At 59.9% G+C, this 26,304-nt stretch carries 28 protein-coding genes and 1 pseudogene; 17 read left to right on the top strand and 12 right to left on the bottom strand.

Annotation, left to right across the window (positions count from 1 at the left end):
• Positions 1-15 precede the first annotated feature (15 nt).
• The gene (locus K5E40_RS00600; RefSeq protein WP_221729231.1) at positions 16-2,667 is read left to right on the top strand and encodes a sensor histidine kinase KdpD; all 2,652 of its coding nucleotides are present in this window, start codon (positions 16-18) and stop codon (positions 2,665-2,667) included.
• Between the two features lie 48 nt (positions 2,668-2,715).
• Positions 2,716-3,414 (top strand): response regulator, encoded by a 699-nt coding sequence (locus tag K5E40_RS00595; protein WP_221729230.1) that lies wholly within the window; start codon positions 2,716-2,718, stop codon positions 3,412-3,414.
• A gap of 141 nt (positions 3,415-3,555) precedes the next feature.
• Here K5E40_RS00595 and K5E40_RS00590 read toward each other — a convergent pair whose 3' ends face one another.
• Positions 3,556-4,602: a patatin-like phospholipase family protein gene (locus tag K5E40_RS00590; protein WP_221729229.1), complete on the bottom strand. Its 1,047-nt coding sequence runs from the start codon at positions 4,600-4,602 to the stop codon at positions 3,556-3,558.
• Between the two features lie 216 nt (positions 4,603-4,818).
• On the opposite strand from K5E40_RS00590, the gene K5E40_RS00585 reads away from it, so the two are divergent.
• The 3 genes from K5E40_RS00585 to K5E40_RS00575 all read left to right on the top strand — a co-directional run bounded on the left by K5E40_RS00585 (position 4,819) and on the right by K5E40_RS00575 (position 6,877).
• On the top strand, positions 4,819-5,097 hold the full coding sequence (locus K5E40_RS00585) for a hypothetical protein (protein ID WP_221729228.1): 279 nt from the start codon (positions 4,819-4,821) through the stop codon (positions 5,095-5,097).
• A gap of 79 nt (positions 5,098-5,176) precedes the next feature.
• The gene (locus K5E40_RS00580) at positions 5,177-5,941 is read left to right on the top strand and encodes a CHAD domain-containing protein (protein WP_221729227.1); all 765 of its coding nucleotides are present in this window, start codon (positions 5,177-5,179) and stop codon (positions 5,939-5,941) included.
• A gap of 141 nt (positions 5,942-6,082) precedes the next feature.
• A complete protein-coding gene (locus K5E40_RS00575) occupies positions 6,083-6,877 on the top strand; it encodes an acyl-CoA thioesterase II (RefSeq protein ID WP_221729226.1) in 795 nt (264 codons plus the stop codon).
• Between the two features lie 19 nt (positions 6,878-6,896).
• Here K5E40_RS00575 and K5E40_RS00570 read toward each other — a convergent pair.
• The 3 genes and pseudogenes from K5E40_RS00570 to K5E40_RS00560 all read right to left on the bottom strand — a co-directional run.
• A pseudogene (locus K5E40_RS00570) lies at positions 6,897-7,127 on the bottom strand (terminase); the annotation flags it as partial.
• Positions 7,128-7,338: 211 nt separating this feature from the next.
• Positions 7,339-8,820, bottom strand: coding sequence for a methyl-accepting chemotaxis protein (locus K5E40_RS00565; RefSeq protein ID WP_221729225.1), 1,482 nt, complete (start codon positions 8,818-8,820; stop codon positions 7,339-7,341).
• A 198-nt stretch (positions 8,821-9,018) separates the two neighbouring features.
• Complete coding sequence (locus K5E40_RS00560; protein ID WP_221729224.1) at positions 9,019-9,825, bottom strand: TatD family hydrolase; 807 nt, start codon at positions 9,823-9,825, stop codon at positions 9,019-9,021.
• A gap of 236 nt (positions 9,826-10,061) precedes the next feature.
• Between K5E40_RS00560 and K5E40_RS00555 the strand changes: the two genes are divergently transcribed.
• The 3 genes from K5E40_RS00555 to K5E40_RS00545 all read left to right on the top strand — a co-directional run bounded on the left by K5E40_RS00555 (position 10,062) and on the right by K5E40_RS00545 (position 12,583).
• Positions 10,062-11,483, top strand: coding sequence for a transglycosylase SLT domain-containing protein (locus tag K5E40_RS00555; protein WP_221729223.1), 1,422 nt, complete (start codon positions 10,062-10,064; stop codon positions 11,481-11,483).
• Positions 11,484-11,591: 108 nt separating this feature from the next.
• Positions 11,592-12,026 (top strand): DoxX family protein, encoded by a 435-nt coding sequence (locus K5E40_RS00550; protein ID WP_221729222.1) that lies wholly within the window; start codon positions 11,592-11,594, stop codon positions 12,024-12,026.
• 248 nt (positions 12,027-12,274) lie between these two features.
• Entirely contained in the window at positions 12,275-12,583 is a 309-nt protein-coding gene (locus K5E40_RS00545; protein ID WP_221729221.1) for a class I SAM-dependent methyltransferase, read from the top strand.
• 5 nt (positions 12,584-12,588) lie between these two features.
• Here K5E40_RS00545 and greB read toward each other — a convergent pair whose 3' ends face one another.
• Genes greB through K5E40_RS00530 form a run of 3 tightly spaced genes read right to left on the bottom strand, consistent with a single transcriptional unit; the run spans position 12,589 to position 16,308 of the window.
• Entirely contained in the window at positions 12,589-13,086 is a 498-nt protein-coding gene (gene greB, locus K5E40_RS00540) for a transcription elongation factor GreB (RefSeq protein WP_221729220.1), read from the bottom strand.
• Positions 13,087-13,120: 34 nt separating this feature from the next.
• Positions 13,121-15,625 carry an ABC transporter permease gene (locus tag K5E40_RS00535; protein WP_221729219.1) on the bottom strand — a complete coding sequence of 835 codons (2,505 nt, stop codon included), beginning with the start codon at positions 15,623-15,625 and terminating at the stop codon, positions 13,121-13,123.
• Entirely contained in the window at positions 15,625-16,308 is a 684-nt protein-coding gene (locus K5E40_RS00530; RefSeq protein WP_221729218.1) for an ABC transporter ATP-binding protein, read from the bottom strand. Before K5E40_RS00530 ends, K5E40_RS00535 begins: the two co-directional genes overlap by 1 nt.
• A 10-nt stretch (positions 16,309-16,318) precedes the next feature.
• Between K5E40_RS00530 and K5E40_RS00525 the strand changes: the two genes are divergently transcribed.
• The 3 genes from K5E40_RS00525 to K5E40_RS00515 all read left to right on the top strand — a co-directional run bounded on the left by K5E40_RS00525 (position 16,319) and on the right by K5E40_RS00515 (position 18,382).
• On the top strand, positions 16,319-16,924 hold the full coding sequence (locus K5E40_RS00525; protein ID WP_221729217.1) for an arylesterase: 606 nt from the start codon (positions 16,319-16,321) through the stop codon (positions 16,922-16,924).
• Between the two features lie 57 nt (positions 16,925-16,981).
• Positions 16,982-17,275, top strand: a complete 294-nt coding sequence (locus tag K5E40_RS00520) for a hypothetical protein (protein WP_007955656.1) — start codon at positions 16,982-16,984, stop codon at positions 17,273-17,275.
• A 135-nt stretch (positions 17,276-17,410) separates the two neighbouring features.
• The gene (locus tag K5E40_RS00515; protein WP_221729216.1) at positions 17,411-18,382 is read left to right on the top strand and encodes a L,D-transpeptidase family protein; all 972 of its coding nucleotides are present in this window, start codon (positions 17,411-17,413) and stop codon (positions 18,380-18,382) included.
• A gap of 124 nt (positions 18,383-18,506) precedes the next feature.
• Here the strand turns inward: K5E40_RS00515 and oprI are convergent, their stop codons facing one another.
• On the bottom strand, positions 18,507-18,758 hold the full coding sequence (gene oprI / locus K5E40_RS00510) for an outer membrane lipoprotei OprI (protein WP_002553018.1): 252 nt from the start codon (positions 18,756-18,758) through the stop codon (positions 18,507-18,509).
• 637 nt (positions 18,759-19,395) lie between these two features.
• Between oprI and K5E40_RS00505 the strand changes: the two genes are divergently transcribed.
• Positions 19,396-19,677, top strand: a complete 282-nt coding sequence (locus K5E40_RS00505; RefSeq protein ID WP_003226804.1) for a GNAT family N-acetyltransferase — start codon at positions 19,396-19,398, stop codon at positions 19,675-19,677.
• 64 nt (positions 19,678-19,741) lie between these two features.
• Here the strand turns inward: K5E40_RS00505 and K5E40_RS00500 are convergent, their stop codons facing one another.
• Together K5E40_RS00500 and K5E40_RS00495 are read right to left on the bottom strand one after the other, a co-directional pair.
• A complete protein-coding gene (locus K5E40_RS00500) occupies positions 19,742-20,818 on the bottom strand; it encodes a 3-deoxy-7-phosphoheptulonate synthase (protein WP_221729215.1) in 1,077 nt (358 codons plus the stop codon).
• Positions 20,819-20,960: 142 nt separating this feature from the next.
• Complete coding sequence (locus K5E40_RS00495; RefSeq protein ID WP_221729214.1) at positions 20,961-21,404, bottom strand: PilZ domain-containing protein; 444 nt, start codon at positions 21,402-21,404, stop codon at positions 20,961-20,963.
• Between K5E40_RS00495 and K5E40_RS00490 the strand changes: the two genes are divergently transcribed.
• From K5E40_RS00490 to cysB, 5 genes are all read left to right on the top strand, one after another.
• Positions 21,403-21,789, top strand: a complete 387-nt coding sequence (locus K5E40_RS00490) for a co-chaperone YbbN (RefSeq protein ID WP_221729213.1) — start codon at positions 21,403-21,405, stop codon at positions 21,787-21,789. The two genes, K5E40_RS00495 and K5E40_RS00490, sit on opposite strands and share 2 nt — an antisense overlap.
• The gene (locus K5E40_RS00485; protein WP_221729212.1) at positions 21,790-22,743 is read left to right on the top strand and encodes a putative 2-dehydropantoate 2-reductase; all 954 of its coding nucleotides are present in this window, start codon (positions 21,790-21,792) and stop codon (positions 22,741-22,743) included.
• 27 nt (positions 22,744-22,770) lie between these two features.
• Positions 22,771-23,676: a 5'-nucleotidase gene (locus K5E40_RS00480; RefSeq protein ID WP_221729211.1), complete on the top strand. Its 906-nt coding sequence runs from the start codon at positions 22,771-22,773 to the stop codon at positions 23,674-23,676.
• 98 nt (positions 23,677-23,774) lie between these two features.
• Positions 23,775-24,278 carry a universal stress protein gene (locus K5E40_RS00475; RefSeq protein WP_221729210.1) on the top strand — a complete coding sequence of 168 codons (504 nt, stop codon included), beginning with the start codon at positions 23,775-23,777 and terminating at the stop codon, positions 24,276-24,278.
• A 113-nt stretch (positions 24,279-24,391) separates the two neighbouring features.
• Complete coding sequence (cysB, locus tag K5E40_RS00470) at positions 24,392-25,366, top strand: HTH-type transcriptional regulator CysB (RefSeq protein ID WP_221729209.1); 975 nt, start codon at positions 24,392-24,394, stop codon at positions 25,364-25,366.
• Between the two features lie 9 nt (positions 25,367-25,375).
• On the opposite strand, the gene K5E40_RS00465 is transcribed toward cysB, so the two are convergent.
• Together K5E40_RS00465 and K5E40_RS00460 are read right to left on the bottom strand one after the other, a co-directional pair.
• A complete protein-coding gene (locus K5E40_RS00465; protein ID WP_221729208.1) occupies positions 25,376-25,858 on the bottom strand; it encodes a GreA/GreB family elongation factor in 483 nt (160 codons plus the stop codon).
• 2 nt (positions 25,859-25,860) lie between these two features.
• A complete protein-coding gene (locus K5E40_RS00460) occupies positions 25,861-26,268 on the bottom strand; it encodes a hypothetical protein (RefSeq protein WP_221729207.1) in 408 nt (135 codons plus the stop codon).
• Between the last annotated feature and the right edge of the window lie 36 nt (positions 26,269-26,304).

Here is a 26,304-nt window from a genome sequence, read left to right as displayed (position 1 = left end):
GAGAGAGCATCAAGCATGAGTGACTCCGGCCGCGCCGACGCGCTGTTAGCAGATCTGCCCCGCGACGGCCGTGGCCGGCTCAAGGTTTTCCTCGGCGCCGCCCCCGGCGTTGGCAAGACCTACGCCATGCTCCAGGCCGCCCACATCCAACTGCGCCAAGGCGTGAAAGTCATTGCCGGTGTCGTCGAGACCCACGGTCGCGCTGAAACCGAAGCGCTGCTCGGCGGGCTGCCGCAGCAACCGTTGGTGCGCTCGGAATACCGTGGCGTGATGCTCGAAGAAATGGACCTCGATGGCCTGCTGGCGGCCAAACCGAAACTGGTGCTGGTCGATGAACTGGCCCACAGCAACGCCCCTGGCAGCCGTCATACCAAACGCTGGCAAGACATCCAGGAACTGCTCGCCGCCGGCATCGACGTGTTCACCACGGTCAACGTCCAGCACCTGGAAAGCCTCAACGATCAAGTGCGCGGCATCACCGGCGTGCAGGTGCGTGAAACCCTGCCGGACTGGGTACTGCAAGAGGCCTATGAACTGCTGCTGATCGACTTGCCGCCGCGTGAGTTGCTCGAACGTCTGCGCGAAGGCAAGGTCTACGTGCCGGAGCAGGCGCGGGCCGCCATCGATGCATTTTTCACCCAGACCAACCTCACCGCGTTGCGCGAATTGGCCATGCAAACCGCTGCGGCGCAAGTCGATAACGATCTTGCCCAAGGCTATCGCCAACTCGGCCAGGCCGCCCCGGCGGTTCGCGGTCGTTTGCTGGTGGGCGTCGATGGCGATACGCAGGCTGAACGCTTGGTGCGTCACGCCAGTCGGGTCGCGCAACGTCGGCATTTGCCGTGGAGTCTGGTGCACATCGACAACGGCGGTGTGCGCGACGAGCAATCGCGCTTGCGCCTGCAAAGTGCTCAGCAGTTGGCCGAACGTCTGGGCGGTGAGGTGGTGTTGCTGCGTGCCGGTGAGGTGGCGAAAACCCTGATCCAGCATGCCGCCGAGCGGCGTGCGAGTCTGTTGCTGGTTGGCCAGTCCCGCCCGCGTCTGCGTCGTCGCTTGTTTGGTGGAGGACTGGCCGCCCGGTTGTTGCGTCAGGCCCCTGGCCTGGAAATCAACGTCCTCGACAGCGATCAGCAACAGCATCAACCACGCTTGCGATCAGCGCCGACATGGGTCTGGTTCGACTATGCGCTGGCGCTGTTGGCGACGGTGTTGGCCAGTGCCTTGGCGTGGGCGGTGTCGAGTGTGTTGGCGCTGCCGAACATCTCGCTGGTGTTCCTCGCGGCGGTGTTGTTGGTGGCAGTGCGCAGCAGCCTTGGCCCGGCGCTGGCCTGTGCGGCGCTGTCGTTTCTGACCTATGACTTTCTATTCATACCGCCGAATTTCTCTTTCAGTATTCAGCGTGAAGAAGACGTCCTGACGTTGCTGTTCTTCCTGTTGATGGCGGCGCTCACCGGCAACCTCGCGGCGCGTCAGCGTCGACAGTTGCAGGCGTTGCGCGACACTCAGGAAGAGACCAGCGAGCTGCTCGACCTGTCGCGCAAACTGACCGCCGCCACCGATCGCCAAGCGGTGGTTAACGCCGCCGCGCAGCACCTCAATGGCTGGAGCGATTTGCAACTGTGCCTGCTCAATCGCGACGGGCAGGGCGTCTGGAACGTCGAAACCGGCGCCCCGCTCGAATTGACTGAGTCCGAACGTGCCGCCGCCGACTGGGCCTGGCAGCACGATCAACCGGCCGGCATGGGCACTGGCACCTTGCCGCTCGGGCGCTGGTGGTGGTGGCCGCTTTCCGTCGAGGACGGACCCTTGGCGTTGCTCGGTGTCTGCGCCAAAGAAGGCCAAACGTTGAGCGGGCAGCGGCGGCGCTTGCTGACGGCGTTGAGTCAACCGCTGGCGCAAGCGTTGGCCCGGGCGCAATTGGCCGACGATCTTGAAGCGGCGCGCTTGCACGGCGAAACCGAACAATTGCGCAGCGCCTTGCTGGCCTCGGTGTCCCACGACCTGCGCACGCCGCTGACGTCCATGCGCGGCAGCATCGACAGCCTGCTGGCACTGGGCGAAGCGATCCCGCTGGAGGATCGCCGCGAACTGCTCGAAGGCACTCGCGATGAAGCCGAACGCCTCGACCGCTACATCCAGAATCTGCTGGACATGACGCGTCTGGGCCATGGTGCGTTGAAACTGGCGCGGGACTGGGTGTCGCCGGCCGACATCGTCGGCAGTTCGCTCAATCGTCTGCGCGCCGTGCTGGCGCCGTTGCAGGTCAGTACCGATGTGCCGTCCGAGTTGCCGCTACTGTTTGTGCATGCCGCGCTGATCGAGCAGGCACTGGTCAATGTGCTGGAAAACGCCGCACGGTTCTCGCCAAGCCACGGTCGCTTGCAACTGAGTTCGGGGGCGAATGACGACGAGATTTTCTTCTCGGTCAGCGATGAAGGGCCGGGTATTCCCGAAGACGAGCGGGCGAAGATTTTCGACATGTTCTACACCGCCGCCCGCGGTGATCGGGGCGGTCAGGGCACCGGTCTGGGGTTGGCGATTTGTCAGGGCATGGTCGGCGCTCATGGCGGGCGCATCAGCGTTGCCGACGGTATCGATGGACGCGGCACCTGCATCACCTTGCACCTGCCGTTGCAGACGCAACCGGGGATGGACAGTGAAGCCTGAATCCGACTGCGCTACTCTCTCGCCAATCCTTTGTGTTGATGTGAATTCATGAGCCAGACCGCGACCATTTTGGTCATCGACGACGAACCGCAGATCCGCAAATTCCTGCGCATCAGCCTGGCTTCCCAAGGCTACAAAGTGCTGGAGGCCGGCACCGGCGCCGAGGGGTTGGCGCAGGCGGCGCTGAACAAACCCGATCTGCTGGTGCTCGACCTCGGCCTGCCGGACATGGACGGCCAGCAAGTGCTGTGCGAGTTTCGTGAGTGGGCGACGACGCCGGTGCTGGTGCTGTCGGTGCGCGCCAGTGAAGGGCAGAAAGTCCAGGCGCTGGATGGTGGCGCCAATGACTACGTGACCAAGCCGTTCGGCATTCAGGAGTTTCTCGCCCGGGTGCGTGCATTGTTGCGTCAGGCGCCAGCGGGAGAGGTGCAGCAGGCCGCGCTGAATTTCGGCCCGCTGACGGTGGATCTGGCCTACCGGCGCGTATTGCTCGACGGCGTCGAAGTGGCGCTGACCCGCAAGGAATACGCAGTGCTGGCGCAACTGGCGCGGCATCCGGGGCGGGTGATCACCCAGCAGCAATTGCTCAAGGATATCTGGGGGCCGACGCACACCGAGGACAGTCATTATCTGCGGATTGTCGTCGGGCATTTACGCCAGAAACTGGCAGATGATCCGACGCGGCCGCGGTTTATCGTGACGGAGGCGGGAGTGGGTTATCGGCTATTGAGTGAGAGCAGCCTTTAGTGTTGCGTTGATCGATCCGACGTCTTCGCCAGCAAGCCCGCTCCCACAGTGGTCGGTGTGATACGCACATTTCAATAGCACCCTAGAACCCTGTGGGAGCGGGCTTGCCCGCGAAGAGGCCCTGACAGGCAGCCTAGAACTTCAGGGCTCTCTGCTCTGCTCGCTGTCATATCGATCCAGCGTATCCCGAGCAATTTCTCTGCCCAGTGCGATCAACTCCGGCGCCTTGTAGAACTCGAAAAACCGGCAAACCCGCTTCGGTACGTTGATCAGGATATCCGGTGGGTACCCGGCGATCTTGTACTGCGCCAGCGAGGTCTGCATCACCTCGAAGCTCTGGTTGATCAAGTCCAGCAATGATGCTGGCCCGACGTTATCGATGATGAACGAGCCGGTCGCGGATTTCGGTGCGCCTTCGCGTTCGGGGGCGGCAGCGGGTTGTTGGGCTTCGGGTTCGACACCTTCGAGCCACGGATTGATGTCCGCCGCTTCGGCCCTCAGGGCTTCCTGTTCCAGGCGCAGTAATTGCTCGGCCTGGGTGCGACGGAACGGCATCTTCGAACCCAGCGAACTGATCAAGCTGTCGAAGCGCGAGCGAAACGCCGGCGGACGCTGGATCACCGGCAATTTGTAATGCCGCTGGTTGGTCGAGTTGAGATTGACCGCGATGATCAGATCACAGTGGCTGGACACCACCGGCACGATCGGCAGCGGATTGAGAATCCCGCCATCCACCAGCATGCGGTTGCCCTGCATCACTGGGGTGAACAGGCTGGGAATCGCCGCTGAGGCGCGCATGGCCTGGTGAAGGCAGCCTTCCTGGAACCAGATTTCCTGTTGATTGGTGAGGTCGGCGGCGACGGCGGTGTAGGGAATGCGCAGGTCTTCGATGTTGATTTCGCCGACGATCTTGCGGATCTGGCCGAAGACTTTCTCGCCACGAATCGCTCCCAGCCGAAAACTCACATCCACGAGCCGCAGCACGTCGAGGTAATCCAGGCTTTCGATCCAGTTGCGATATTCGTCGAGTTTGCCGGCGGCGTAGATCCCGCCGACCACGGCACCCATCGAACACCCGGCAATGCAGGCGATTTCGTAGCCGCGCTTCTCGATTTCTTCAATGACGCCGATATGGGCATAGCCCCGGGCACCACCGGAGCCCAGTACGAGTGCGACACGCTTTTTCATCAAACTTCCTCCGGACAGGGGGCCACAATGCACTCATCGAGCGGGCGGCTCAATCGCCAAGGTCGTTCAGTGCGCCGGGAGCGTCGTTTTTTACGGCGGTGTGCCCCTCTGGCGCTATCCTCTTCATCCGCGCGGTTTCATATGCCGGTAAGGCACTTTTTCGCTGCCTGACCGTCTTAACTGCACGACTGTTGACCTAACGTTGAGGTGTGAGTGATGAAAGCCTGGATCTGTGTTCCGTTGATTGCTTTGGCATTGGCCGGTTGCGCCGGTAAAACCGCTTACCGCGACAGTTGCGGCAGCCAGCTCGACACCGCATGGCATGAGCTGGACTTGGCCAAGGCCGAAGGTTTTGCCGGTACCGTCAGTTACTCCAAAGCCCTGTCGCTGCTGACGGCGGCCAAGACCCAACAACAATTCGAGGGTTTTGAGGGTTGCAGCAAGAAAGCCGAGAAGGCCCGTTTCTACATTCGCGAATCCCGCGCCGGGCGCTAAGCTGCTGACATAGTGCAGGGAGGTGGTTTTGCCATGTCGGCAGACGCTTCCCCCGAGCCATTTGAATCAGGAGCAAGTGATGTCAGCGTTGGTTGGCCGGTTGGTGGCCCATGTTCTGAGCCTGGAAGTGCGACTGCTGGCCTGTCAGGCGCGGTTGACTGCGCGGACCGATCCCGAGGCGTTACACGATTTGCGCACGACGGTGCGCCGCTTGCGCAGTCTGTTGCGACCCTTGCGTGGCTTGCCGGGTGTCGAGCAACTTGAGGGTGCTGCCTCGGCCGTCGGTCAATTGACCACTCCGTGGCGCGACCGCGAGGTGTTGGCGGCGTACTTGCTCCAGCACGATCAACCCGAAGCCGCGCAACGGCGCATGGCACAGATGGCCGAGGCCTATCCGACGCTGGCGGCGAGCAGCGAGGTGGCTTCGCTGCTGATGATTCTCGACGCGTTCCCGCGTTTTCTGCGTGCGTCCCAGCGTCAGGGGTTGCTCAAGGGGCTGGAAAAGCGCATCGAAAAACGCCTCGGCAAGCAATGGGAAAAACTCGATGAGGCGCTGCACGATCCGGCCCACGACCGTCATCGCTTGCGCTTGCTGATCAAGCGTGTGCGCTATGGCATCGAAGCCTACCCTGAACTGGACCGTTTGCCGCAAGCGGCGCTGGCGCGATTGAAGTCGGCGCAAGGCGCCTTGGGCGATTGGCACGATTGCTGGCAGTGGCTGGCAAAAGCCGAACAGGAAGCGGATCTGCAGCCCTGCGTCGCGACGTGGCGGGCGACCATGATCAAAGCCGAAAGCAAGGCCGATCGCGTACTCGAAAAACTCAGTTCAACCTGCTTCAAATAATCCTCAGTCCTAAATACACCCACTGTGGGAGTGGGCTTCATCATGTCCGAGATGTCAGTCTATTTGACCGGAATAGACGCTGCGGCGCTCTGCCTGGCTGGTTAAGATCTCTGCATTCACTTTTCGTTTTCTGAGGTTGCCATGCGCTTTTGCGATTTGCTCGAAGCGGTCCGCCGCGAACCGGAACTGACCATCCCAGCCGAATGGGCGCAGGGCCGCGCCAGTTTCGGTGGTCTGGTTGCCGCGCTGCAATACGAAGCCATGCGCGCAAAGGTGCCTGCCGATCGCCCGGTGCGTTCGTTGGCGATCACGTTTGTTGGTCCGGTCGAGCCCGAAGTACCGGTGACTTTTCAAGTCGATGTGCTGCGCGAAGGTAAAGCCGTCAGCCAGGTGTTGGGCCGGGCCATGCAGAACGGTCAGGTGGTGACGCTGGTGCAAGGCAGCTTCGGCGCCTCGCGAGCATCGCAAGTGGCCGTGCCAGCCCTTCCTGCCCCAGAGATGAAGCCTTTGGACGACTGCCAGGAACTGCCGTACATCAAAGGTGTGACCCCTGAGTTCATGCGCCATCTGGCGATGCGCTGGAGTGTGGGTGGCCTGCCATTCACGGGCAATCCATCGCGAGACATGGGCGGTTGGGTGCGTTTGCGTGGCGATGTGAAGGACGAACCTGTCACTGAATCGCACATTCTGGCGCTGGTGGATGCGTGGCCGCCGTCATTGTTACCGCACCTGAAGACAGTGGCGGCGGGCAGCACGCTGACCTGGACCGTCGAATTCGTGCAGCCGTTGCGCGATGTGAGCACGCTGGACTGGTGCAAATATCGGGTGGAAACCGAGTACGCCGCCGACGGTTACGGGCATGCCGCCGCCAAGCTCTGGAGTGCTGAAGGGGAACTGATCGCGATGAGCCGCCAGACCGTCACGATTTTTGCCTGAAGCCCGCAACGCGGGCTTACGCCTCCAGGCTGTGGTTACGGCGCTGCAAACCCAGTGCCGCAACGACGCCAACCACGCCAATGGCCACGCTGGCCAGGCTCAGACTGAACACCCCGGACACGATCAAAAGAAACGCAATGATAAACAAAGGTACGGCAATCAGTTGCAGCGCCTGGTGGGTCGACTGCTGCTGATTGGTCGGGTACGCGCGCCATTGCCACGCGGGAAGGTTGGGATGACGTTTGCCCATGTTGACTACTCCTCGATCCATGTTGAACACATGGGTTGAAGCATAGGCCTGAGTGGGAAGGTCGGCGAATCAAGCTTGGCTATGGACACGATAGGGACGACGCTGGGATGCGATGTTGGTTGATCTGACGCCTTCGCGAGCAAACCCGCTCCCGCAGGGAACTGTGTCGTTCACAAGTCCAATGTGAGCGAGCTTGCTCGCGAAGAAGCCCTCAGAGTTTCAACTGCCCAATCGCCTTGCTCAGCTCTCCAGCCAGTTTCGCCAACTCATTACTGGTCGTCGCTGAATCCACGGTCTGCTGCACGGTGTTTTCGGTCACATCACGGATGCTGACCACTGCGCGATTCATGTCCTCGGCCACTTGGCTCTGTTGCTCCGCCGCCACGGCGATCTGCGTATTGCTTTCACGCATCTGCGCCACTGCGCCGGTGATATGCGCCAGTGCTTCGCCAGCCTCCTGCGCTTGCTGCACACAGTCGTCGGCCTTGTACGAACTCTCCTGCATGAAATCCACCGCATCGCGCGTGCCGGCCTGCAAAGCGCAAACCATGGTGGTGATCTCGTCGGTCGAGGTCTGCACCCGTTTGGCGAGGTTGCGAACTTCATCGGCGACCACGGCAAAACCACGGCCCATTTCGCCGGCCCGGGCGGCCTCAATGGCGGCATTGAGCGCCAGCAGATTGGTTTGCTCGGCGATGCTGTGAATCACGCTGACCACGCCGTTGATCTTTTGACTGTCCTCGGCCAGGCGCTGGATCATCTCGGCGGTCTGTTGTACACCGCTGGACAGACCGGCAATCGAATGCTGCACCCGCGCAACCACTTGCTGACCGCTACCAGCCAAGCCGTCGGCGGTCTGCGACAGATCGCGAGTGGCGCCTGCGTGCTGGGCGATGTGATAAACCGTGGCAGTCATCTCGTTGATCGCGGTGGCAGCCTGATCGGTTTCGCTTTGCTGGCCGAGCATGCCGTGGCGCACTTCGTTCATGCTCGACGCCAGACGCGCAGCGCCGACATCCAGTTGCTGCGCAGTGTTGGCAACGGTGGTGACGACGCGCTGATAACCGGCCTGCATCGCGTTGAACGCGTTGGCCATCTGCCCGACCTCATCCTTTCCGGCCAGCGGTACACGGGCTGAAAGATCGCCGCTTTTCTCAACGTGCAACATCACGTCTTTCAACGTGTTGAGCTGGCTGAGCAGGAAGCGGATCAGCAACTGCGAAGCGCCGAGCATCGCCAGCATCAGGATGAACACCGCCACGGCATAGTTGGCGAAGCGCTCGCCGAACACTTGCTTCAGGCTTGGGCCGTAGGCGATGACTGCTACTTGCTGGCCGTCGGCACGGCTGAACACTTCGGCGCCCATCAACGGGTTGTCGCCGAACAGTGGCAGGTGGTTGATCTCGTTCCAGCCGTTGTTGTCGGTGATCTCCAGCAGTGGTTGGTCATTGAGACGTGGGGCTTCGCCGCGTTTAAACGTCAGCACCTGATCAGTCTTGGGCAGCGCCTGCCCGGCCGGCCAGGCCTTGAGCAGTTGCGCCTGGGCTTGCGCCGACGCTTGCGCCGCGTGACTGCGGGCCTGCTGTTCGAGTTGCACGGCGTACAACACCAGCAGCAGGGTGGTGACAAAGGCGACCGCGTTGACCGCCCAGAATTTGTATTTCAGCGAGATATTGCTAAGCCAGGCACCCATGGAGGTTTTCTCTGATAGCGGAAACAGCATTGGCAAGGTGCCAGCATTGTGCCGCTATGCAGCTCTGCAGATCTTGATGTGCGTCAACAGCCGATGCTGTCCGGCTGTACTCGCAAAAGCATTGTGTCAGTCGCTATTTATTTATATGACTCAGCGCTTTCGCGAGCAAGCCCTCTCCCACAATGGTTGTTGTGTGTGTCAGGGGAGGGAGGGGAGGTTGAAGAATGCCCGGGCACAAGCGGTGGAGTGCGCGGCGAGATCTTCCTCGGTTTCACTCCGATGCAACGCCACTTCGCGCAGCACTTCGCTCAGGTACGCCGGTTCATTGCGGCCATTCTTCGGTTTCGGGCGCAGGGTGCGCGGTAGCAAGTAAGGCGCATCGCTTTCCAGCATCAGCCGGCCGCGCTTGATCTCTTTGACTAATGGATGCAAGTGCGTGCCCCGGCGCTCGTCGCAAATCCAGCCCGTGATGCCGATATGCAGATCCAGATCGAGGTAGCTGTACAACGCCTTTTGCTCGCCGGTAAAGCAATGCACCACGGCCGCAGGTAGTTGATCGCGGAAGTCTTTGAGTATCTCCAGCAGGCGCACACTGGCGTCGCGTTCATGCAGGAACACCGGCAATTGCAGCTCAACGGCCATTGCCAGATGTTCTTCGAGGACTTTTTCCTGTTGGGTGCGCGGTGAGAAATCGCGGTTGAAATCCAGCCCGCATTCGCCCACGGCGACCACGTTGCCTTCTTTGAGCAGGCTGCGCAGGCGCCGGGCGCTGTCGGCATTCCAGTCACTGGCTGAGTGGGGGTGAATCCCGGCGGTGGCGAACAGCCGTTGCCCACTGTCATCCAGTTGCTGGCACAGTTCCAGTGCCTGTTCGCTCCCCTCCACACTGGTGCCGGTCAGCACCAGTTGGCAGACCCCGGCGGTGTAGGCGCGGTCGAGTACGGCCTGGTGTTTGTCGGCGAAACTTGGGTTGGTCAGGTTGACGCCGATATCGATGAGTTGCATGGTTGCTACCTCGGGCCGAAGGCCGGAAAGCATACCAGAGCTGTAGATTCATCATAAAAGCCAAGAACTACAACGGCTTATGACTGTCTGTTGAGGCCGCTAGACGGCTAGTGTTGGTATGGTGGCCACTACTGTGCCACTCTCTCGCACTTTGCCAGCGCTCCAGGCGCTCTGTTTTCGTCGGTGATTTTGACCTCTCAGCGGTGAAATCGCCCCGTATTCTTTTCGGAGAGTGGATGATTCGTCCCTCGGTTTTGCTGCTGTTGTGTGGATCGCTACTGCTGCCGATGACGGCGGTAGCGCGCCTGCCCGGGCCGCTGCAAGCCGTGCCGGCCGCCAAGGTGCGGGACTTGTCCGAAATTCGCAGCAGTCGCGTGCTGCGGGTGCTGGTCAACCAGAGCCGTAACAGCTCCGGCGAAGTCCAGGGTCAGGCCATCGGCATCGAATACCATCGCCTGCGCGCCTTCGAGCAATACCTCAACGGCCATGCGCGTGACGGCCAGGAAATCACCCTCAAGATCATTCCCAAAGCCAAGGATCAACTGCTCGGTGCCTTGCAGCGCGGTGAGGGTGATCTGGTGGCGCCCGGTGAATTGCTTTATTTGCAACCTGGCCGTGCGGTCGCCAGCAGTGAGCCGATAGCCAGCAACGTGCCGCTGGTGCTGGTCGGCATCAAGGGCGAGCGGCGCTACACAAAGCTTGAGCAACTCGCCGGCAAAACCCTCGCCCTGCCCACCGGCAGTGCAGCGGGGGAAGCGGTCAGCCAACTCAATCAGAAACTGGCGCTGCATAAGCTGGCACCGATCAAGATTGAATGGGTCGATCCGACACTGGCGGTCGAAGATGTACTGGAAATGGTCCAGGGCGGCATCTTTCACCTGACCATCGTCGAGCAACCGATTGCCGAGCGCTGGGGCAAGATCCTGCCCAAGCTGCGCGTTGATCGGCAACTGAGGGTCGGCGATCCTGGCGAGGAATACTGGTTCGTACGCCGGGATGCATCAATGCTGCGGGCGAGCATTGATCGCTTCCTCAGCGGTTACAAGAAACCGTCGAACGAAGACGTAGCGTTTCTGCGCATCTATCGCCGTCTGTATAAAGTCCACTATCCATTGGCCAAGGCTGACCGTCAGCGTCTGGAGAAATTGCGCCCCGTGCTGCAAAAGCATGCTGCGGCGCAAAACATGGACTGGCTGAACCTGGCAGCGTTGGCATTCAAAGAGTCGCGCCTGCAGCCCAATGCCCGCAGCGGCAGTGGCCCGACCGGGCTGATGCAGATCACCCCGTCCGCAGCGCGACGGGTTGGTGTGAACAATATTCAGAATCTCGATGCGAATGTGCAGGCCGGGGCCAAATACCTGGCGATGATCCGCCGCAAGTTCTTCGCCAGCCCCAAGCTCAATGAGCGCGAGCGCATGGCGTTCACGCTGGCGGCTTACAACATCGGGCCGGAGCGGGTCCAGGGTATGCGTGCCGAGGCCCGGCGGCGGGGGCTAAATCCTGATCAGTGGTTCTTTCAGGTCGAGCGCATTGCCATGGAGCAGGTAGGAATGGGGCCGGTCAGCTATGTTAATAGCGTGAACAAGTATTACTTGGCGTTCGACCGGGAGCGGGAATCGTTGGAGCCCGGTGGGCAGAAAGTTGTCTCACGAAAATAATCTAATAAATCGATTGTTATGGCGAAATATTTGCGCTTTTAACATAGAATTTACTGATTAATATAGCGGCCAATCCACACACACTTCTCGCAAAACAAGGAATGCCCCATGAGCTCTCTGATCAACAAGGTTCTGTTCACCCGCGCAGGCTACGGCTTGACCCTTCTGCGCATCGCTGTCGGCGTGATCTTCGCCGCCCACGGCTCGCAGAAACTCTTCGGTCTGTTCGGCGGTTACGGTCTGGCTGGCACTGCGCAGTACATGGAAAGCCTCGGTCTGACGCCTGGGTATGTGATGGCCACGCTGGCCGGCGGTACCGAGTTCTTCGCCGGCCTGGCCTTGATCATCGGCCTGCTGGTTCGTCCGGCGGCGCTGGGCCTGACGTTCCTGTCGCTGGTTGCGATCTTCACCGTGCACATCAGCAACGGTCTGTTCATGGCCAACAATGGTTACGAGTTCGCGCTGGCGTTGCTCGGTGGCAGCCTTGCCGTTCTGATCGAAGGTGCTGGCAAGCTCTCGGTGGATCGCGCCATCGCCGGTTGAGCGCTCTGACTCACGCCTAAGGCTCGCATTGTGCGAGCCTTTTTTGTTGCGGCTGATTCTTGACACTGATCGGTCACGTTCTCTAGGATGCTGCTCATGCGCCGATTTAAACAGCTACTTGCGGGGCGCCAGGTGACTACAACAGTTGCCGTCAGAAGCCGGAACAGGGCTTCGAAATACCGCTAAAGCGCTGGTTCGGTGTTGCCTCTCACCTGCCACGCAGACTTTTGAGGCAGAGACACGACACGATGAATGCACTACGCCCTCCAGCACGTCCCGCGCCGATCACGGCACATATCACCCAACGCAATCCAAAAATCCTGCTTGGCGGCAAACATCAGCCGACGCTGTTGCGTTATCTCGATGGCTGGCCACGTCGCAGCGGCGGCCCCGCCGCGTTTCTGATCCAGTTTGTCGAGGACGGCGAGTCGCTGGCACGGTTTGCCACTGACAGTTTTGATCTGGCCGTGATTCAGGCGCCGAGCCAGGAAGACGTGCCGCACATGATCGCGCAACTGGTCCGCGTCGCACGGCAAGGCTTGATTACCCGTCGCTAGGGTTTTCAGGGGTAGTCGATTGCCACGATGTACACGAACTGTTCGCCAGTCGGCGTCTGTACCCGCACTTCTGCGTCGAGCGCCTTGCCGATCAGGGCGCGGGCCAGCGGCGAGTCGATGCTGATCAGGCCCAGTTTCAAATCCAGTTCATCCGGGCCGACGATGCGGTAGCGTGATTGCTTGCCGTCTTCGTCTTCGATGGTTACCCAAGCGCCGAAGTAGACCTTGTTCGGGTCGCTGGGCTTTTCGCTGACAACCTTCAACGCTTCCAGCCGTTTGGTGAGAAAGCGCACACGGCTGTCGATCTCGCGCAGCATCTTTTTGCCGTAGGTGTATTCAGCGTTCTCCGAGCGATCACCCTGAGCCGCCGCCTCGCTGACCGACTGCGTGACCTGTGGACGGCGCACATGCCACAGTTCATGGAATTCAGCGCGCATCCGCGCTTCACCTTCGGGTGTGATCAGCGCGGTGCCGGCGGTACGGGGAGGGCAATAACGGCTCATGGCAGCTTCTTGTGAGTTAGACGGCTGGAGTCTATCAACCCTCGCGCAACACTGTCAGCGGACTTGCGTTGAGTGCCCGACGTGTACCGAATACGCCCGCGCCCCCGATCAGCGCCGCGCCAATCAGCGGCAGCACCAGCAGCCATGGGTGCGGATGCCACGGCAGATCGAAGGCGTAGCGATACAGCACCAGGCTCACCGCTTCCGAACCAATGGCCGCGAGCAGTCCGCTGACCGCGCCGAGCAAACCGAACTCAATGCGACGTGCCTTGATCAGCAACTGCCGCTCCGCGCCCAGTGCTCGCAGCAATGCACCTTGGCGAATACGCTCATCCAGCGTTGCCTGCAACCCGGAAAACAGCACCGCCATTCCCGCAGCTAACACAAACAACAACACGTACTCCACAGCCAGCGTGACCTGAGCAAGGATGCTGCGCAGTTGTTCGAGCAGGGCTTCGACCTGAAGAATGGTCACAGCCGGGAAGGCCCGCGACAGATCGACGATCTGCTGGTCGTGTCCAGGCGCCAGATAGAAGCTGGTCAGGTAGGTCGCCGGCAGATCCTTCAATGTGCCGGGCTGGAAGATCATGAAGAAGTTCGGCTGGAAATTGTCCCAGTTGATCTCGCGCAGGCTGGTGACCTTAGCTTCTCGATTGACCCCGCCAACGCTGAACACCATGTGATCGCCGAGTTTGAGCTTGAGGCTCTCGGCGACTTTGCCTTCCACCGACACCCCGGGAACATCGTCAGTGGGCTGTTCAGTCCACCACGACCCGGCGGTGAGCTTATTGCCGGGCGGCAAGTCGGCGGCCCAGGTCAGGCTCAAGTCGCGTTGAATGGCACGGTCGCCAGCAGAGTCCTTGCTGACGATCTGCTGCACCGCTTCGCCATTGATGCTGATCAGGCGCCCTGGCACCACCGGATACAGTGGCGCCGCTTGCGCTGATACGTTGATCAGGTGATCGGTAAAGGCCTGTTTGTTCGCCGGCAAAATGTTCAGGGCAAAATAGTTGGGCGCATTTTTCGGCAGTTGATTTTGCCAAGTATCGAGCAGTTCACCACGCAGCAGGGCGATCAAGGCCATGGACAGCAGGATCAGCCCGAATGCCAGCGATTGGCCGGCTGCTGCGAGCGGATGACGCAGCAATTGACCCAGGCCCAGACGCCACGGCAAAGAAGCACGGGCGAGCATGCGCCGCAGGCTTTTGAGCAACAACAAAAGCAAGCCACCCAACACCATTGCGGCGACCACGCCACCGCCAAGCAAGGCAAATGTGAGCAACAGATCAAGGCTCAGGCGCCACATGATCAGGCCCAGCGCGCCGAGCGCCGCGCCATAGACCATCCAGGTGCTCGACGGGATCGGGAGCATGTCGCGGCGCAAGACTCGCAGTGGCGGCACTCGTCCCAACGCCGCCAGTGGCGGCAGAGCGAACCCGGCCAGTGCCACCAGCCCGGTCGCGATCCCGGCAAGGGCCGGAAACAGGCCACCTGGCGGAACATCACTCGGCAGCAGATCATGCAACAGCGCGAACAAGCCCAGTTGCGCCAGCCAACCGAGTAACGCACCACTGAGGGCGGCGAACAGCCCAAGTGCCGTCAGTTGAATACTGAACAGCAACATGGTTTCCCGTCGCGACAAGCCGAGGCAGCGCAGCAATGCACTGGCATCGAAACGACGACTGGCAAAACGGTTCGCCGACAACGCCACCGCCACGCCAGCCAGCAGCACCGCAACCAGACTGGCCATGTTCAGATAGCGCTCGGCCTTGCCCAGCGCGCCGCCAATCTGCCGATTGCCATCGCGGGCATCTTCAATTCGCTGATTCGCCGCCAGCCCTGGCTTGATCAGTTGTCGATAGGTTTCCAGTGCTTGCGGTTCGCCGCGCCACAGTTCGCGATAGCTCACTCGGCTACCGGGCTGCACCACGCCGGTCGCGGCGAGATCGTCGAGGTTGATCAGCACGCGTGGCGTCAGGCTATAAAAGTTACCGGCTCTGTCCGGTTCGTAAGTCAGTACCCGTGTGAGCTTCAGGGGTTTCATGCCGACGTCGATGCTGTCGCCGATCTTCAGGTCCAGCGCGGTCAGCAGGCGTGACTCGACCCAGGCCTCGCCGGGCTGTGGTTCGCCGCCGGGCTCTTGCGTGGCGAAGGGCGCCGGGGCGCTTTTCAGTTCGCCGCGCAATGGATAGGCGCGGTCGACCGCTTTGATGCTCGACAACTGAATGCCGTTGTCAGTCGCGATGACACTGGAAAATTCCACGACCTGCGCGTGATCAAGGCGTAATTCGGTGCCGGTCCTGATTTGTTCCAGGCGGGCCGGTGAGCTGCCTTCCAGTACCAGGTCGGCGCCGAGAAACTCGGTAGCGCGCAGCATCATGGCGCCATTGAGGCGGGCGCCGAAATAGCCGATGGCGGTACTTGCCGCTACGGCAACCACCAAGGCGAAGAACAACACCCGCAGTTCCCCGGCGCGGGCATCGCGCATGAGTTGACGGATGGCGAGACTGAACAGTCGCAGCAGCGGCAGGCGTGCCATCAAGGCTCCAGAGGGGCGACCAACAGCCCGGCTTCAAGTCGGATCAGGCGCCGGCAGCGATGGGCCAGGCGTTCGTCGTGGGTCACCAGCACCAGTGTGGTGCCGCGCTCCTTGTTCAATTCGAACAGCAAATCGCTGATGCGCTCGCCCGTGTGGCTGTCGAGGTTGCCGGTGGGTTCGTCGGCGAACAGCACGTCAGGCTCGGCGGCAAAGGCTCGGGCAATCGCCACGCGCTGTTGTTCGCCGCCGGAGAGTTGGCGCGGCGAGTGAGTCAGACGCTCACCGAGGCCGACCCGTTGCAGCAGTTCAGTGGCGCGCTCGCGGGCGTCTTTACGGCCATCAAGTTCGAGCGGCAGCATGACGTTTTCCAGCGCGTTGAGACTGTCGAGCAATTGAAACGATTGAAAGACGAAACCCACATGTTCGGCACGCACCCGTGCGCGCTGGTCTTCGTCGAGATTACTCAGACACTGGCCGGCGAGGGTGACCTCACCGCTGCTCGGTAAATCGAGACCGGCAAGCAGGCCGAGGAGGGTGGATTTGCCGGAACCGGACGCGCCGACGATGGCCAGGCTGTCGCCCTTGTTCAGTTCCAGGCTGAGTTCGTGCAGGATAGTCAGTTCACCTTCCGCGCTGGGAACCACTTTGCTGAGGTTCTTCGCGGTGAGAATGCTTGCGCCCATGGAGAATCCGATGCGTGTGTGGTTTTTGAGTGCTGGCCTGGCCTTGATGTGCATGGCCCAGAACGCAGCGGCGGGTACTGTCCTGATCGTTGGGGATAGTATCAGCGCCGGTTTCGGGCTGGATACCCGCTTGGGATGGGTGTCGTTGCTAGAACAACGGCTCAAACAGGAGGGTTTCGACGATAAAGTGGTGAATGCCTCCATCAGTGGTGACACCAGTGCCGGAGGCCAGGCGCGGCTGCCCGCGCTGCTTGCAGAGCATAAGCCCGACCTGGTGATCCTCGAACTGGGTGGCAATGACGGCTTGCGCGGAATGCCGCCAATTCAATTGCAACAAAATCTTGCCTCGATGATCGACAGCTCCCGCCAGAGCGGTGCCAAGGTGCTGTTGCTTGGCATGCAACTGCCGCCCAACTATGGCAAGCGTTACACCGATGCTTTTGCCCATGTGTACGGCAAACTCGCCGACGCAAAAAAGATCCCGCTGGTACCGTTTTTCCTCGACGGCGTGGGCGGTCATCCAGACTTGATGCAGGCTGATGGTTTGCACCCGGCAGTCGGGGCTCAGGGCAAGTTGCTGGAAAATGTCTGGCCTACGCTAAAACCGTTGTTATGAGGCTTTTCTAGCGGCAGGCTTTCGGCTAATGTGGCGCCCCCTTATTCGGAGCCCCCAATGCCACGTTCTGCCTGGTCCCTTTTTGCCTACCAACTGATCGAGCCTGACGAACAGCTGGATCTGTTCGCCTGCCAGGAAGTGCGGGTGCATCTGGTGACCCGTCAACTGGAACTCGGTGGCTCTGCGGATCGGACCCTGTGTGGCAGCCTCCTACCGGCGCAGCCGCGCTGGTCGAGCGTGGATCGTCGGGTGTTTCAGGATCAGCGCCTGTGCTCGCTGTGCCGGGCGATTCTGGAGTCGCAGAAGCGCGGCACCTCGCCGATCTGGCCTGAGTTGCGCTTCGAACTCTAAGATCTTGAGTCAATAAGTTGACCGCGGCGTGGTAGCCAGCCACCTCGCCGCAGGTCTTGTGGCTCCCCGAATTCCCAAGGTGCGGTGTACAATCGCGCTCTAATACCCTTGTTGATCATGCGAAGGATGTTCCGGATGTTGCCGCGCTTTCCTGCCGTCACCCGCTGCCTGTCTCTTGCCGCCCTGTGTGTGGCCGGTCCCGTTGCTGCATTGGAGTTTCCCCTGCCACCGCCTGGTGAAGACATCATTGGTCAGGTGCAGGTGATCAAAGCCAAGTACGAAGACACCTTCGCTGATCTGGGCACCGCCTACGATCTGGGCTATTCGGAAATGCTCGCGGCCAACCCGGGCGTCGATGCCTGGTTGCCCGGCGCCGGCACCGAGATCGTTCTGCCTACCCGTTTCATTCTGCCGCCGGGTCCGCGTGAAGGCATTGTCATCAACCTGGCCGAATACCGTCTCTACTATTACCCGAAAGGCCGGAACGTGGTGTACACGTTCCCGCTGGGGATCGGTCGTGAGGGCTGGGGTTCGCCAATCGCGCACACATCGATCATTGCCAAGACGCCGAACCCGACCTGGACACCTCCAGCCTCGATCAAGGCTGAACACGCTGCTGATGGTGATCCGCTGCCAAACGTGGTGCCGGCCGGTCCGGACAACCCGCTGGGGCCTTTCAAATTCACCCTCGGCACGCCGGGCTATCTGATCCACGGATCGAACAAGAAATTCGGCATCGGCATGCGTACCAGTCACGGCTGTTTCCGCATGTTCAACAATAACGTGCTCGAGATGGCCAGCATGGTGCCGGTCGGTACCTCGGTGCGTATCCTCAATGAGGCTTACAAGTTCGGGAGCAGTGGCGGCAAGGTTTACCTGGAGGCGCACACACCGATCGACGACAAGGGCGATCCGTCGGTGGTCGACAAGCACACAGCGGTGATCAACGCGATGCTCAAGCGTGATGACATCACTAATAACCTGCGCGTGAACTGGGATGTGGTGCGTGATGTGGTGGCGGCCGAGGATGGTCTGCCAACCGAAATCGGTACGCCAAACACGTCGGCGCCGATTGTTTCGAACACGCCGATCGACCTGCTGCAGTAAGGTCGGATTCGAACCCGTCGATGCTTGAGGCATCGGCGGGTTTTTTATGGCCAGGACAAAAGTACCGACAATAAAAAAGCCGACCCAAAAAATGGGTCGGCTTGATAATAATCCCGAGGGACTATTACTTGCGGCTAGCTTTGTCGAGCATGCGCAGAGCGCGCTCGTTAGCTTCGTCAGCAGTCTGTTGTGCTTTTTGAGCAGCAGCCAGAGCTTCATCAGCTTTACGGTAAGCTTCGTCTGCACGAGCCTGGGAGCGAGCAGCTGCGTCTTCAGTAGCGGTCAGACGTGCTTCGGTTTCTTTCGATACGCTGCTGCAACCGGTAGCCAGAACTGCGGCCAGAGCCAGAGCAGAGAATTTCAGAACGTTGTTCATCGTGTTCCCCTTCAAGGACTTTCAATTAAGTGGCTGTCTCCTCGGATTGAGGAAATAGCCGGCGTACATACTACCCATTACTTGTAGTAAGTAAACTGACGTAGCGCAAGAAGCAAAAAAAATTGTAGGCGCTGATTCTTTTTCGAGCAAATTTTAACTGCCCTGTATAAAAAACATCCAGCTACAAGCCCCGCGCTGAGCGAGTCAATGAGAAAAAGTTCCCGTTGTCATGTGCTGTTTTTGCAGAGTTGTCTAAAGTCTGTCTAGATGAATCCGTCCATACTTTTGTTCCGATTTTGCGCGCTGCTTCGCTTATCTTTGTCCATGTTGAGGTGACTTTATAAAAGGCGGCACGTCTTAAGTCTCAACATCCGGCAATGTTCAGGTGAGCGGCCCGGGAGATATCTTCTCCAGGCCATCCCTGCGTCCATCGGAGCTCCCCCGTCAAGTCGCGTGATGACGAGCGTACCTTGAGCATTTTTGCCAATGGTGCCTACTATTTATCAGGTGCTCGGTTGCGTGGGATCGGTGTGGCTCTTCTCGTTGTCCATCAGGCACGGGGGTGGCGTAGATGTTCCTTCGCCGGAAAAACATCGGTAAGGTAGGGGTCAAAATTCAAGACCCGCGAGGAGTAGTGATGAGCGAGGCGTTGTCCATCCACCATGACCAGGCTGGTCATCAGTTCGAGACCAATGTGGACGGTCATCGTGCCTACCTGACCTATATGGATCTGGGTAAACAGACCCTGGATATCTATCGCACGTTTGTGCCCAACGCCCTGCGTGGCCGTGGCATTGCCGCAGCGCTGACGGAAAGCGCGTTGCAATACGCCGAGGAAATGGGCTACACGGTGATTCCGTCGTGCTCCTACGTCGAGCGCTACATGGAGCGTCATCAGCGCCGCGCTGCGAAAATCTGAACAGCACACACAAAAACGCCGGGCAATGAATGCCCGGCGTTTTTTTATGCCTGTAAAACGCGGATCAACTGCGCTCGCGCTTTGGCAACACATCCTTGAGCTTGGCGTGCATGCTGCGCAGGGTGTTCTCGGTGGCGGACCAGTCGATGCAGGCATCGGTGATCGACACGCCGTATTGCAGGTCGGCGAGGTCTTTTGGAATCGCCTGGCAGCCCCAATTCAGATGACTCTCGACCATCAGACCGATAATCGACTGGTTGCCTTCGAGGATCTGGTTAGCGACGTTCTCCATCACCAGCGGTTGCAGGGCCGGATCCTTGTTGGAGTTGGCGTGGCTGCAATCGACCATGATGTTCGGCTTGATCTTGGCCTTGTTCAGCGCCTGCTCGCACAGGGCGACGCTGACCGAATCGTAGTTCGGCTTGCCGTTGCCGCCGCGCAATACCACATGACCGTAGGCGTTGCCTTTGGTGGTGACGATCGATACGCCACCTTCCTGGTTGATTCCGAGGAAACGATGCGGGCTGGACACCGACTGCAGGGCGTTGATCGCTACAGTCAGGCCGCCGTCGGTGCCGTTCTTGAAGCCGACGGCCGAAGACAGGCCGGAAGCCATTTCACGGTGCGTCTGGGATTCGGTGGTGCGCGCGCCGATAGCCGACCAACTGATCAGGTCCTGCAGATATTGCGGGGAGATCGGGTCGAGGGCTTCGGTGGCAGTCGGCAGGCCTTTCTCGGCCAGATCCAGCAGCAACTGACGACCGATGTGCAGACCGTCCTGGATCTTGAACGAGTCGTCCAGATACGGATCGTTGATCAGGCCTTTCCAGCCGACGGTGGTGCGCGGCTTTTCGAAATATACGCGCATGACCAGGTACAAGGTGTCGCAGACTTCCTCGGCCAGCACCTTCAGGCGTTCGGCGTATTCGTGGGCAGCCTTGATGTCGTGGATCGAGCACGGGCCGATCACTACGAACAGACGGTGGTCGGTACCATCAAGAATGTTGCGAATGACTTCGCGGCCCTTGGTGACGGTGCGCAGGGCAGCGTCGCTCAGAGGGATATCACGCTTGAGCTGATCAGGAGTGATCAGGGTCTCGTTAGAGGCGACGTTTAGGTCGTTGATCGGTAAATCAGCCATCGTTTACTCGTCAGGTCACGGGTGCCGGCCGCCAGCGATCCCCGCGCGGCGGAGCACAGCAGATTTAAGCGCGTCGGGGAGCGGAACCTTAGCGCGTTAGACGCCTGCTCGACAATGGGCAAGTCACTGTTTAGAACAGAGCCTAATCCAGCAATGGCTGCGCGAAAGCCTTGCGAACGCTGTCGTGGGAGAACTCGTCGGCATGTTGCTCGACCCAGTGCAGGGCTAACGCCTGAATATCCTGCAGGGCATCGTGAGCATCGTTTATTCGGCAATAGCGTTCGATCTGACACACTTGCTCACCCATTCGCGCACTGAACAGCGCCTGTTCATCGGTGAAGGCGATGCCCACCAGATACCCCTTTTTACGCCGCAGACACCACGCCACATAGCCGGGATAACAGATATTGGCATTGAGCGTCGGCATGCGGATTTGCAGCGCCGTGCCATGGCGCCAGGCGCGGTGATAATTGCAAGCGATCCCGCCGAGGCTGATAGTGTGCAGCTGTTGTCTGGAAATACACTCAGGCTTGAGCAAGGTTAATTCAACCGGCACTTCGTCCGGATGAGGAATGAAACGTCCCATGAGCACAGACTCCCTGTGTCGGCCATTTGACATTGTTTCCCCCAGTATAGTGGTCGAATCGCAGCTGACCGATTTCGACGCTGACCAGCGGCTGTTGGCGATGAGTGGCGTTTCGCTGGTGATTTTCACCAGCGTCGGTTGCGCCAGTTGCCGGTATGCCCGTGAGGTCTTGCCGGGTTTCGATCTGACGGTGGATCGCTTGTGCTGGATCGACGCCGGCGAAAACGGTGGCTTGGTGGCGCGTTATCAGGTCTTTCATTTGCCGGCGCTGTTTGTCGTGCGCGACGGCGAGTTCTTTGGGGCATTGCACACGCGCCTGACGGTCGATGCACTCAACGAGGCATTGGCTCAGGCCTTGGTTCGAATATCAGAGGAGTTGCCATAAATGGGGACAATCAGCAAACCGGTGGTGGGGATTATCGGCACCGGCGCAATTGGTGGTTTCTACGGTTTGATGTTGGCGCGCGCCGGATTCGATGTGCATTTCCTGTTGCGCAGCGAGTTCTCGGCGGTGGCCGAGCGCGGCTTGCACGTTAACAGTGCGGTGCATGGTCCGCTGACGTTGAACCCTGTGCAGGCCTATGCTTCGGCCGAAGACATGCCGCCGTGTGACTGGTTGTTGGTCGGCGCCAAGACCACCAGCAATGTTGGTCTTGCCCCGTCGATCATTCAAGCCTCGAAGCCCGGCGCGAAAGTGCTGCTATTGCAGAATGGTCTGGACGTCGAGGACAGTCTGCGTGAACGGCTGCCCGATTCGTTGCACCTGCTCGGAGGTCTGTGCCTTATCTGTGTACACCGTGAAGGGCCTGGGCAAATAACCCATCAAGCTTTGGGTGCTGTGAATGTCGGTTACCACAGCGGCCCGGCCATCGATGATGCCGAGCGCATGGCGATTGTCGAAGAGGGCTGCACTTTGTTCCGCGCCGCGGGTATCGACTCGCAGGCGATGCCCAATCTGCAGCAGGCACGCTGGCAGAAACTGGTCTGGAATATCCCCTACAACGGTCTTTCGGTGTTGCTCGGCGCGAGTACCACGCCGCTGATGGCCGACGCCGACAGCCGCGCGTTGATCCAGGCGTTGATGACCGAAGTGGTGCAGGGGGCGAAGGCTTGTGGGCACGACATGCCGCCCGGTTACGCCGAGTACCTGTTCATGATGACCGAGAAAATGCCCGATTACTGGCCGAGCATGCACCACGACTTTTTGCATAAGCGTGCTCTGGAACTCGAGGCGATTTATGTCCGGCCACTGTCGGCTGCGAAAGCGGCGGGCTGCGAGTTGCCACGTATCGAAGCGTTGTATCGCACGTTGGGTTTTATCGACCGCCGCAACGTTTAAGTTTTTTTTGTGAAAGGGCGGGTAGGCATGGCCAAGAACATCGATGACAAACTGGTGCTGGCGATTTCATCGCGCGCCTTGTTCGACCTGAGCGAGAGCCACAAGGTCTACTTGTCGAGCGGCGTTGAAGCCTATCGGCAATACCAGATTGAGCACGAAGACGAGATTCTCGCGCCCGGCGATGCGTTCCCATTGGTGGAAAAACTCCTGAGTCTTAACAGTCGCCTCGGTCGTGCTCGGGTCGAGGTGATTCTGGTGTCACGCAACAGCGCCGACACCGGCCTGCGAGTGTTCAACTCGATTCACCATTACGGTCTGGCGATTTCCCGTGCGGCGTTTGTCGGCGGGCGCAGTCCTTATCCGTATCTGAAAGCGTTCGGCTGCGATCTGTTTCTCTCCACCCATGCCGAGGATGTGCGTGCGGCACTGGATGCCGGTTTCGCCGCCGCGACGATTCTATCCGGGGGCGCCAGCCGTGCGGCCAGCGACGAGTTGCGCATCGCCTTCGACGGTGACGCGGTGATCTTTTCCGACGAGTCTGAGCGCGTCTATCAGTCCGGCGGGCTGGAGGCGTTTCAAGCCAAGGAGCGTGAGTCGGCCCGTGAGCCTTTGCGCGGTGGACCATTCAAGGGCTTTCTCGCCGCGCTCAATTTGCTGCAGCGCGAGTTCCCTGACGACGACTGCCCGATCCGCACGGCGTTGGTGACGGCGCGTTCGGCGCCGGCGCATGAACGGGTGATTCGCACGTTGCGCGAGTGGGATATCCGTCTCGACGAATCGCTGTTCCTCGGCGGCCTGACCAAGTCGGCGTTTCTTGAGGCCTTTGTTGCCGACGTGTTCTTTGATGATCAGACCGGCCATTGCGAACTGGCCCGCGAAGTCGTCGCTACTGGCCACGTGCCTCATGGCATCAGCAACGAACCGTCGATCTAAAGCCCCGGTGCTTCAAGACGTTGCGTCACACGTCGTACTCGTCAAGGCACTGCTAAGCTGAATCAAATCTGCGCCATGTTGGCTTGCGAGGGGGTCATATGATTCGTTCGATGCTGTATGCCACTGACCTCGGTCTGTACGCACCGTTAGTGATGCAGCACGCCTTGGCTTTGGCGCGAACGTTCGATGCCGACCTGTACGTCGTGCATGCGGTGGAGCCGATGGGGTTGTTTGCCGAATCGGTGTTGCAGAGTTATCTCGACGAGCAGGCGTTGAACGAATTCCACAGCCAGGGTTTGAAAACAGTCATCGCCAATATCGAGCAGCGGGTACTGGAAAGTTTTCGCGAAGAACTGGGAGACGAGGGCGAACTGGATCTGCAGCGCATTCGAGCGGTGCGCGTGCTGCAGGGCGATCCGTCGCAGGTGATTCTCGATCAGGTACAGAAACTCTCTGTCGATTTGCTGATCGTAGGAAGTCACAGCCACGGGGTGGGCGCGGAAACGCCGTTGGGGCGCACGGCGGCTCGAGTCCTGCAATTGGCCAAGGTGCCGGTGTATCTGGTGCCGCTGGTGGAGCGTCGGCGGCGGGAGGATCGCTGAAGCAGGAATAATGGCGCTTTGATAAAAAAGTTCTAGATTTATTATTCGAACCATTAATATAGTTATATATCGTCGCTGATGCCCGTGGCGTCTACCTGCTTTGAGGGATACATATGAAGCTTCAACAATTGCGCTACATCTGGGAAGTGGCGCACCACGACCTCAACGTTTCCGCTACAGCCCAAAGCCTCTACACCTCGCAACCGGGCATCAGTAAACAAATCCGTCTGCTGGAAGACGAACTCGGCGTCGAAGTGTTTGCCCGCAGCGGCAAGCACCTGACCCGCGTGACGCCGGCCGGCGAGCGCATCATCACCACCGCCGGTGAGATTCTGCGCAAAGTCGAAAGCATCAAGCAGATCGCCCAGGAATTCTCCAACGAGAAGAAAGGCACCCTGTCGATCGCCACGACTCACACCCAGGCGCGTTATGCATTACCGCCGGTGATCAGCAATTTCATCAAGCAATACCCGGACGTGGCGCTGCACATGCACCAGGGGTCGCCGATGCAGATCGCCGAAATGGCCGCTGACGGCACCGTTGATTTCGCTATCGCCACCGAAGCGCTGGAGCTGTTCGGCGATCTGGTGATGATGCCGTGCTACCGCTGGAACCGCTGCGTGGTGGTGCCGCAGGGCCACCCGCTGACCAAGCTGCCGAAGCTGACCCTCGAAGCGCTGGCTGAATACCCGATCGTGACTTATGTGTTCGGTTTTACGGGGCGTTCGAAACTCGACGAAGCCTTCAGTCATCGTGGCCTGTCGCCGAAAGTAGTATTCACCGCCGCCGACGCCGACGTGATCAAAACTTACGTGCGCTTGGGGCTGGGCGTAGGCATCGTGGCGAAGATGGCGGTCGACACCAAACTCGACAACGACTTGGTGGTGCTCGATGCCAGCGAACTGTTCGAATCGAGCGTGACCAAGATCGGTTTCCGTCGTGGTACTTTCCTGCGGGGGTTCATGTGCGACTTCATCGAGAAGTTCGCACCACACCTGACCCGCGAAGTGATGGCCAAAGCTATCCAGTGTCACAACAAGCAGGAACTGGAAGATCTGTTCGACGGTGTCGAACTGCCCGTTCACTAAGCGCCCGCCTCAGAGCACCTCGGTGACAGTGAACTGTTGCCGGGTGCCCGCCACCAGAATCTCGACCTCATCACCTTCCAGCTTGCCTAGCAGGCTTTTGCCCAGTGGCGAGCGTGGGGTAATGACGGTAATTGGCTGACCCACCACATCGACTTTCAGGCCCGCCGCATCCGGGGCCAGAAACAGCCACTGCTCGCGCCCCTTTTCATCTTCCAGGCCGAGCAGGGCGCCCACTTCTATACCTCGGTTTTCGTCGTGGGCGCGCAGCGTCAGGTTCTGGCACAGCGCCAGTGACTGGCGAATTTCCTCGACCCGTTTCGCTTGCCCTGCCGCCAGATACGATGCCTCAAGCCCGAGGGTGTCGTACTTGTTTTCGGCGATGTTTTCTTCGTGGGTGGCGGTTTCGTAAGCGGTCTGCGCAGCGCGTTCGGCGATGTCGAGGTCGATGCGCAGTTTGTCGAGAATCAATTGGTGGACAGTGTGCTTGTTCATGATCAATCGCAGAATTGTAAAACGTTGGCGCGGCTTTTTTCGCTTGGCGCGGTTTGGTCCTGTTGCAGCCAGAACTGGCATTTCGGGTTTGACTGGTTGCGGCCGCTGCTGCGTGCCTGATCAAGGCGATTTTGCTGCTCGTTCTTGCGCAGATTTTCTTCGTACTGCTCGAACAGCGGACTCTGCGGGGCAATGTCCGGTTGTGTCTGGACGGCTGGCGGGTTGGCCAATTGCTGTACAGCCTGAGCGACCGGCGCCAGTTGTTCGTTGAACAGAACGCGTGAAGCCAGCCAGCACGTCAGCGCTATGGCAAGAAAACCCAGCCATATGCCCAGGGCAATGCTGCCGGTCAAATGCAGCGCGCTCAGCTGGACCGGCAAGGGGCGACGCGGGTTAGGACGGTAGGGCATGGCTGCCTCCTGGCGGATGGGTGCGGGCAAGTGGTG

Source organism: Pseudomonas baetica, from assembly GCF_019733355.1.
Taxonomy (GTDB): Bacteria; Pseudomonadota; Gammaproteobacteria; order Pseudomonadales; family Pseudomonadaceae; genus Aquipseudomonas; species Aquipseudomonas baetica_A.
Note: the sequence above shows the minus strand (reverse complement) of the source record. Positions and strands in the feature narration are given on the sequence as shown.

Excerpts from the sequence above, each read along its gene's own strand:
- K5E40_RS00515 (WP_221729216.1), top strand. The coding sequence starts at position 17,411 with ATGTTGCCGCGCTTTCCTGCCGTCACCCGCTGCCTGTCTCTTGCCGCC.
- K5E40_RS00525 (WP_221729217.1), top strand. The coding sequence starts at position 16,319 with ATGCGTGTGTGGTTTTTGAGTGCTGGCCTGGCCTTGATGTGCATGGCC.
- K5E40_RS00535 (WP_221729219.1), bottom strand. The coding sequence starts at position 15,625 with ATGGCACGCCTGCCGCTGCTGCGACTGTTCAGTCTCGCCATCCGTCAA.
- K5E40_RS00505 (WP_003226804.1), top strand. The coding sequence starts at position 19,396 with ATGAGCGAGGCGTTGTCCATCCACCATGACCAGGCTGGTCATCAGTTC.
- K5E40_RS00580 (WP_221729227.1), top strand. The coding sequence starts at position 5,177 with ATGTCAGCGTTGGTTGGCCGGTTGGTGGCCCATGTTCTGAGCCTGGAA.
- K5E40_RS00565 (WP_221729225.1), bottom strand. The coding sequence starts at position 8,820 with ATGGGTGCCTGGCTTAGCAATATCTCGCTGAAATACAAATTCTGGGCG.
- K5E40_RS00530 (WP_221729218.1), bottom strand. The coding sequence starts at position 16,308 with ATGGGCGCAAGCATTCTCACCGCGAAGAACCTCAGCAAAGTGGTTCCC.
- K5E40_RS00490 (WP_221729213.1), top strand. The coding sequence starts at position 21,403 with ATGAGCACAGACTCCCTGTGTCGGCCATTTGACATTGTTTCCCCCAGT.
- K5E40_RS00560 (WP_221729224.1), bottom strand. The coding sequence starts at position 9,825 with ATGCAACTCATCGATATCGGCGTCAACCTGACCAACCCAAGTTTCGCC.
- K5E40_RS00585 (WP_221729228.1), top strand. The coding sequence starts at position 4,819 with ATGAAAGCCTGGATCTGTGTTCCGTTGATTGCTTTGGCATTGGCCGGT.
- greB (WP_221729220.1), bottom strand. The coding sequence starts at position 13,086 with ATGAGCCGTTATTGCCCTCCCCGTACCGCCGGCACCGCGCTGATCACA.
- K5E40_RS00545 (WP_221729221.1), top strand. The coding sequence starts at position 12,275 with ATGAATGCACTACGCCCTCCAGCACGTCCCGCGCCGATCACGGCACAT.
- K5E40_RS00485 (WP_221729212.1), top strand. The coding sequence starts at position 21,790 with ATGGGGACAATCAGCAAACCGGTGGTGGGGATTATCGGCACCGGCGCA.
- K5E40_RS00520 (WP_007955656.1), top strand. The coding sequence starts at position 16,982 with ATGCCACGTTCTGCCTGGTCCCTTTTTGCCTACCAACTGATCGAGCCT.
- K5E40_RS00575 (WP_221729226.1), top strand. The coding sequence starts at position 6,083 with ATGCGCTTTTGCGATTTGCTCGAAGCGGTCCGCCGCGAACCGGAACTG.
- K5E40_RS00475 (WP_221729210.1), top strand. The coding sequence starts at position 23,775 with ATGATTCGTTCGATGCTGTATGCCACTGACCTCGGTCTGTACGCACCG.
- K5E40_RS00555 (WP_221729223.1), top strand. The coding sequence starts at position 10,062 with ATGATTCGTCCCTCGGTTTTGCTGCTGTTGTGTGGATCGCTACTGCTG.
- K5E40_RS00600 (WP_221729231.1), top strand. The coding sequence starts at position 16 with ATGAGTGACTCCGGCCGCGCCGACGCGCTGTTAGCAGATCTGCCCCGC.
- K5E40_RS00550 (WP_221729222.1), top strand. The coding sequence starts at position 11,592 with ATGAGCTCTCTGATCAACAAGGTTCTGTTCACCCGCGCAGGCTACGGC.
- K5E40_RS00480 (WP_221729211.1), top strand. The coding sequence starts at position 22,771 with ATGGCCAAGAACATCGATGACAAACTGGTGCTGGCGATTTCATCGCGC.
- K5E40_RS00495 (WP_221729214.1), bottom strand. The coding sequence starts at position 21,404 with ATGGGACGTTTCATTCCTCATCCGGACGAAGTGCCGGTTGAATTAACC.
- K5E40_RS00595 (WP_221729230.1), top strand. The coding sequence starts at position 2,716 with ATGAGCCAGACCGCGACCATTTTGGTCATCGACGACGAACCGCAGATC.
- cysB (WP_221729209.1), top strand. The coding sequence starts at position 24,392 with ATGAAGCTTCAACAATTGCGCTACATCTGGGAAGTGGCGCACCACGAC.
- oprI (WP_002553018.1), bottom strand. The coding sequence starts at position 18,758 with ATGAACAACGTTCTGAAATTCTCTGCTCTGGCTCTGGCCGCAGTTCTG.
- K5E40_RS00460 (WP_221729207.1), bottom strand. The coding sequence starts at position 26,268 with ATGCCCTACCGTCCTAACCCGCGTCGCCCCTTGCCGGTCCAGCTGAGC.
- K5E40_RS00500 (WP_221729215.1), bottom strand. The coding sequence starts at position 20,818 with ATGGCTGATTTACCGATCAACGACCTAAACGTCGCCTCTAACGAGACC.
- K5E40_RS00590 (WP_221729229.1), bottom strand. The coding sequence starts at position 4,602 with ATGAAAAAGCGTGTCGCACTCGTACTGGGCTCCGGTGGTGCCCGGGGC.
- K5E40_RS00465 (WP_221729208.1), bottom strand. The coding sequence starts at position 25,858 with ATGAACAAGCACACTGTCCACCAATTGATTCTCGACAAACTGCGCATC.